The following is a 6,119-nucleotide window of genomic DNA, read 5'->3' as shown; positions in this document are numbered from 1 at the left end:
GTACGAAAGTGCGGGGCTTTTCGCTTTATTGCTATCAGGTGGTGATTACAATCACCTTTTACTGCGCTTCACTTCACAAAAGGCACCGCAACTCCAGGTAATATTCAAATTCATCTCCCCAATTCGCCGATTCGTTGCTTAACTCAATATTTCCTATCGATAAAAAATAGCCATAACCTCGTTTTTAACAGGAACTATTGGGGATATTAATACAATGGATACTCTGGGATCTCAGTCTGGGAATCACGATCAGCAGGATAAGAAGAAACGTATTTTCGCTATTGTGGGGGCTTCTTCGGGAAATCTGGTCGAATGGTTCGATTTTTATGTCTATTCCTTTTGTTCGCTCTACTTCGCTTCTTCATTTTTCCCGAGCGGAAACAGCACAACTCAGTTATTACAAACTGCAGGTGTGTTTGCCGCCGGATTCTTTATGCGTCCGATTGGTGGATGGTTATTTGGCTACGTTGCCGATAAACATGGGCGTAAAAACTCTATGATGATCTCAGTCTGTATGATGTGCTGTGGTTCGCTGGTGATTGCCTGTTTGCCAACTTACGCAACTATAGGCGGCTGGGCCCCGATATTATTGCTGGTCGCCCGCCTGTTCCAGGGGCTTTCCGTTGGTGGTGAATATGGAACCAGCGCCACTTATATGAGTGAAGTGGCGATTAAAGGCCGTCGCGGTTTTTATGCTTCATTCCAATATGTGACCCTTATCGGAGGGCAATTACTGGCACTTCTGGTACTGGTTATATTGCAGCAGATATTCTCAAATGATGAGCTGAAATCCTGGGCATGGCGCATCCCCTTTGCATTGGGCGCGATACTTGCTGTTGTGGCGCTGTTTCTGCGTCGTTCATTGAATGAAACATCAGATAAACAAACTCGTGAGCATAAAGATGCCGGTAAACTCTCGGGATTATGGAAGCATAAAAAAGCATTCCTCATGGTATTAGGATTTACTGCGGCAGGTTCCCTGACTTTCTATACCTTCACGACTTATATGCAAAAATACCTGGTGAATACGGCCGGTATGGAAACCAAAACAGCGAGCGCCTTAATGACTATCGCTCTTTTTGTCTTCATGTGCCTGCAACCTATTATTGGCGGGCTGTCAGATAAAATAGGTCGGCGCAGTTCTATGCTGATATTTAGCGGTCTGGCGACTGTTTTAACCCTACCGATTTTGTATATTCTACAAACCGTTACCAGTCCTTATATTGCCTTCGGGCTTATTGTTTTGGCACTGCTGATTGTCAGTTTTTACACATCCATCAGCGGATTATTAAAAGCAGAAATGTTTCCACCTGAAGTCAGGGCATTAGGTGTGGGATTATCTTATGCGGTTGCTAATGCTGTGTTTGGCGGTTCGGCAGAATATGTCGCGCTGACCTTTAAATCATGGAATATTGAAGAAGTGTTTTTCTGGTATGTCTGCGTAATGTGTTTCGTTGCATTTATTGTGTCGATGAAATTACATCGTAAGGGAAAGGAAATACAGCTTTAGTCCGCGCTGAGAGGGTGCACGGATGCACTTTAATAATGAGTCAGATGATAAGCGCTGTAGCCAGTGGCTGCGCCTGCAATATCCCAGCTAAAATCTTTCCAGCTCCAGCCGCTGCCACCCGCGCGGCTGTCATAAACTTCTTTGGTCGCGCCAAGTCCGACGGAAAATAGTAATCCAAATGAGCGGCTGCGTGCTTCATTCCATCCCTGATGATCACCGTATGCTGCCCCCGCTGCTGCTAATACAGCGGAACCTACAAAGTGCTCTGCCTTATCTTTGCCAGTCCAGGCGTCATTTGCGTAATGCGTACATCCGCTACATGCGGATATCAGAATAATGACGGGAAGCCTGAGGGCCCACGATAATTTTTGTATCATAAAGTGGATTTCCTGATATAAAAAAGCCCGATCAGAATGATCAGGCTTTTAGTATAGGCAATTACAGAATCCGGCTGATTAATCTGTCGATACGTATCCTGCGCAGACGGCGGATAAGTTTACGGACTTTCACCGGATAATTAGGAATACTTTCCAGTTCCATATAATGCGAAACAACCTGCGTGTGCTGGCGTATTTCTTCCAGCTCTTTGTGTCGCGCGGATGCCAGCTCCTTATGCGGATCATGGATCAGAATGGCATTTTCCAAATCCAGACGCCATGCGCGTGGATTCAGGTTATTGCCCGTGATCAACTGCCAGCGATCATCAACCCACATTCCCTTAAGATGGTAACTGTTATCGCCATCTTTCCACAGGCGAACAATCAGCTGCCCGCTGTCAACGAAACGTTGTAAGCGGCTCAGGAAGCGACGCAGGTTAATTTCATACAAATAGGGTAAGGCACCGATGATTTTGAATGGCTGATCCTGCGGGATATAAAAATCGTTGGCGGTTTTATCACCCACGATAATTTCCACCTGCTTACCCCGGCGCAGCAGATGAATGATATTTCTCGCCAGCATCGCAGGCATATTGAAATAAGGCGTACACAGCGTCAGCTTATGTTCCGCACTGGACATCAGATGATGGATGGTCCGGTTTAGTTCATTTTGTTTGCCCAGACCCACGATAGGCGTCACTGCCAGTTCATCATTTCCTGCACTGTCTTTGAAATGATAACCGCTGGCGCGCAGGTTCTGACGGAACTGACGCGTTTCGTTTTTGATCTCAATGCTTTTAGGACGATCTTCACGATCAAGACGCTGTACGGCAGCCGCAGTCAGGATCGATTTCTTCATAAAGTCGATCATGGTATTGGCCAGCGGAGCGTTAGTCAGCAACTGGTAGCGATCGTAGCGGTATTTTTCATGGCGATGCAGGTAAACATCATTGAGGCTTGCACCGCTGTAGATCACCTGATCGTCAATAATAAAGCCCTTCAGATGCAAAACACCTAACGCTTCACGGGTATTAACCGGAACGCCATACACCGGCACGGAAAGCTCAGGATGCTCTTTTGCCATGCGACAATACCAGTCAGCATTAGTGTTTGAGGCTGCCGCGCCAATGCGGCCACGCTGAGCGCGGTGCCAGTCAACCAGCACACAAATCTCCAGGTCAGGACGTCGCTGCTTGGCGGCATACAACGCCGAAAGCACATCACGACCGCCGTCATCATTCTCTAAATAGAGCGCGACCAGATAAATCCGTTGGGTGGCGTTGGCAATCGCTTCGAGCAGCGTCTTACGGAAATCTGCAGGGCAGTAGAGCGTTTTTACAGCATCAACCGTTTGGGGGAGTTTGGGCAGTTGAGCAAGGTGTTGTTGATGTTTATTACGTTTCAATTTTGACAACATCACAGTGCGCTTCTTCTCTCTTTATGTAATGGCTTTAGCGGCACAAGCAGACAGTGGTGACCGCACAATCGGTCGATAATACCATTAGTCCTGTCTCATGTGCGCATCTTTTGCCTGTTCGCGGCGCAGGTTCACGGTTTTCTGCTGCGAAATCCGGGCCTTTTCCAGCGTCAGTGAGAGGTTCACAATGCCGTCCTGGATCTGAATATCAACGTCGAATCCGAGTTTCCTGGCCAGCGTGATCATGCCGCGGTTATTGGGCATCGTAATGCCTGTGAGGCGTTGCAGGCCGTGCTCTGCCGCGTAATGGATCATTTTATCAAGCAACCGTCTTCCGAGCCCGAGTCCTTTCAGATCCGACCGTACCAGCACCGAGAATTCGGCATCAATATTATCAGGATCAGACACCGCCCGGGTAACGCCAATAATTTCGTTTTCATTATCCACACTATGAATGGCGACGAATGCCATTTCACGGTCATAGTCAATCTGTGTCATGTTCGCTAAGTCTTCATGCGTGAACTCATTAATCTCACTGAAGTAGCGGTAGTACAGGTCTTCTTTAGTGACCTTCAGGATAAACGCTTTTAGCAGCGGCTCATCTTCCGGAAGGATGGGGCGGAACAGCGCCGGTGAACCATCTTTAAGTATAACGTGCTCTTCCAGTTCACGCGGATAAGGGCGAATCGCCAGTCGCGATCGGGTGTCTGCTCCCTGTACACAAAGCTGCATGGACACATCGAGCAGGCTGAGTTCACTGCCGGAAATCAGCAGAGGATGAATATCCAGCCTTTCGATCTCCGGGCAGTCGATGATCAGGTTCGACACGTTCACCAGTAACTGGCTCAGCGCCGGAATATCAAAAGGATGCAGGGCATTACGGCCACGAATTTTGCCACTTTTGAGTGCCTGAACCACCTGATAACGCGCCAGCGTCATGTTCAGCGGAGGGAGAGAAATCGCCGCCTGTCTTTCCGGTCGCCAGTCAGTACCGCCTTCTGCCAACATGATCAGCGGGCCGAATACCGGATCCTGTTCGACAACCACGCGCAGTTCCTGTGAGCCCGGCCGGTTGGCCATGGTTTGCACCAGCAGCCCCAGGATCTTTGCCTGCGGAAACGCCTGTCTGGCACGGTCAAAAATAGCATTGGCAGCCTGTGCAACTTCGCTGGCGGTACGCAGATACAACATTACGCCCTGTACTTCAGAATTATGCGGGATATCCGGGGAGCGCAATTTCAGCGCCACCGGATAACCCACCTGGCTGGCGATATTCACCGCTTCTGCGCTGTCGCTGGCAATCCATGTCGGCAGCACATTCATGCCGTATGCCTGCAAAATGGCGCGTACCTCATGCGTATCCAGCTGTGTCGTACCTTCCGCCAGCGTGCGGGCGATCACCTGATGCGCCTGACCGGTGTTCTGCCCAAGGTCGGCCGGAAGTGCCGGCGTTTCTTTGAGTTGCTTCTGGTTCCTGCGGTATTCCACCATATGCATAAACGCCGTCACTGTCCCTTCCGGGGTCCGGTAAGTCGGGATCCCTGCTTCTGTGAACAGCTTACGGGCTTCCTGCGAGGAAAACTCACCGCACCAGTTGGTCAGCAGTGTGATGTATTTACCCCGGGCATGCGTATGCACAGCGTCGATGACGTGGCTGGCGGTCACCGTGCCATGTGCGGCAGCGCTGGGTGCGTGGATCACCAGTATTGCATCGTAATCGGTGCTGCCGAGCAGAGCGGTCATCACCGCCTGATACAACTGCGGTGTGGCGTCATCGTGCAAATCCAGCGGATTCGAAACAGTGATATTCTCAGGCAAAATGGCACGCACTGTTCGACAGGTTTCCTCACTCAGTTGCGCCAGTTTACCATTGCGTGAAAGCAACTGATCCAACGCCATCGCAGCGGGCGCGGCACCGTTACTGACGATCAGCAACCGCTCGCCACGTAACGGCCGCATATGGCTCAGCGTTTCAACAGCGGAAAATAGCTCATGGGTATCCTGCACACGCAGTAAACCGGCGCGCTGAATCGCCGCGTCGTAAGCGGCATCAAGGCTTAGCGGGCTATTAAGTAATTGCTGCGCCTGTCCGCTGCGGCCACTTTTGATCACCAGAATCGGTTTATTACGTGAGGCGCTGCGTGAGGCGGAAAGAAAACGTCGTGCATCACTGATGTGTTCGAGATACAGCAGAATGGCGCTGGTTTTATTGTCACGGGCGAGGAAATCAAGCAGATCATCGACATCGATATCCAGGCTGTCGCCCAGCGATACGAAATAGGAAAAGCCCACGGCACGCTGTTGCGCCCAGTCCAGAATGGTATTGGCAACTGCCGCCGACTGCGAAATAAATGCCAGTTTGCCGGGAATAATGGGCACCGGCGAAAAACTGGCATTTAGCTTTTGCCACGGCGCGAGAATACCAAGGCTGTTGGGACCGAGCAGACGCATCGAAAAGCGCTGGGCGCAGGTTTTAAGTTCAGCGAATTGTTGTGGCTGTGAGGAAAGCACAATGACGGTTTTACAGCCACGTTCGCCGAGTTGTTCAAGTAACGTAAGATTGCGGTCTGCGTGTGTGCAAAGAATGGCGAGATCCGGTGACATCGGCAAGCTGGCGACGTCCTGCCAGGTCAGCACACCACACACCGCGCGATAAGCCGGAGTGACCGGTAAGACCGGGCCGTTGAATCCGCTGTCGAGCAGATTGCGCATCATCAGATATCCGGCCCGTCCCGCTTTATTGCTGGCGCCGATGACCGCAATAGATTCAGGTCGTAGTAGTGCTTCCAGTCCGCGCTGACTCATGAGTACTCCG

4 protein-coding genes are annotated in these 6,119 nt (G+C 50.6%); 1 reads left to right on the top strand and 3 read right to left on the bottom strand.

Annotation, left to right across the window (positions count from 1 at the left end; all coding sequences use genetic code 11):
• Nucleotides 1-214 precede the first annotated feature (214 nt).
• Complete coding sequence (locus J1781_RS03600; protein WP_217233212.1) at nucleotides 215-1,510, top strand: MFS family transporter; 1,296 nt, start codon at nucleotides 215-217, stop codon at nucleotides 1,508-1,510.
• 29 nt (nucleotides 1,511-1,539) lie between these two features.
• On the opposite strand, the gene J1781_RS03595 is transcribed toward J1781_RS03600, so the two are convergent.
• From J1781_RS03595 to J1781_RS03585, 3 genes are all read right to left on the bottom strand, one after another.
• Nucleotides 1,540-1,887, bottom strand: a complete 348-nt coding sequence (locus J1781_RS03595) for a YfiM family lipoprotein (RefSeq protein ID WP_129954865.1) — start codon at nucleotides 1,885-1,887, stop codon at nucleotides 1,540-1,542.
• A 61-nt stretch (nucleotides 1,888-1,948) separates the two neighbouring features.
• On the bottom strand, nucleotides 1,949-3,301 hold the full coding sequence (gene pssA, locus J1781_RS03590; RefSeq protein ID WP_370278362.1) for a CDP-diacylglycerol--serine O-phosphatidyltransferase: 1,353 nt from the start codon (nucleotides 3,299-3,301) through the stop codon (nucleotides 1,949-1,951).
• A gap of 87 nt (nucleotides 3,302-3,388) precedes the next feature.
• A complete protein-coding gene (locus J1781_RS03585; RefSeq protein WP_217219770.1) occupies nucleotides 3,389-6,109 on the bottom strand; it encodes a bifunctional acetate--CoA ligase family protein/GNAT family N-acetyltransferase in 2,721 nt (906 codons plus the stop codon).
• Nucleotides 6,110-6,119: the final 10 nt, after the last annotated feature.

The organism is Rahnella perminowiae (assembly GCF_019049695.1).
Taxonomy (GTDB): domain Bacteria; phylum Pseudomonadota; class Gammaproteobacteria; order Enterobacterales; family Enterobacteriaceae; genus Rahnella; species Rahnella perminowiae.
Note: the sequence above shows the minus strand (reverse complement) of the source record. Positions and strands in the feature narration are given on the sequence as shown.

Excerpts from the sequence above, each read along its gene's own strand:
- J1781_RS03600 (WP_217233212.1), top strand. The coding sequence starts at position 215 with ATGGATACTCTGGGATCTCAGTCTGGGAATCACGATCAGCAGGATAAG.
- J1781_RS03595 (WP_129954865.1), bottom strand. The coding sequence starts at position 1,887 with ATGATACAAAAATTATCGTGGGCCCTCAGGCTTCCCGTCATTATTCTG.
- J1781_RS03585 (WP_217219770.1), bottom strand. The coding sequence starts at position 6,109 with ATGAGTCAGCGCGGACTGGAAGCACTACTACGACCTGAATCTATTGCG.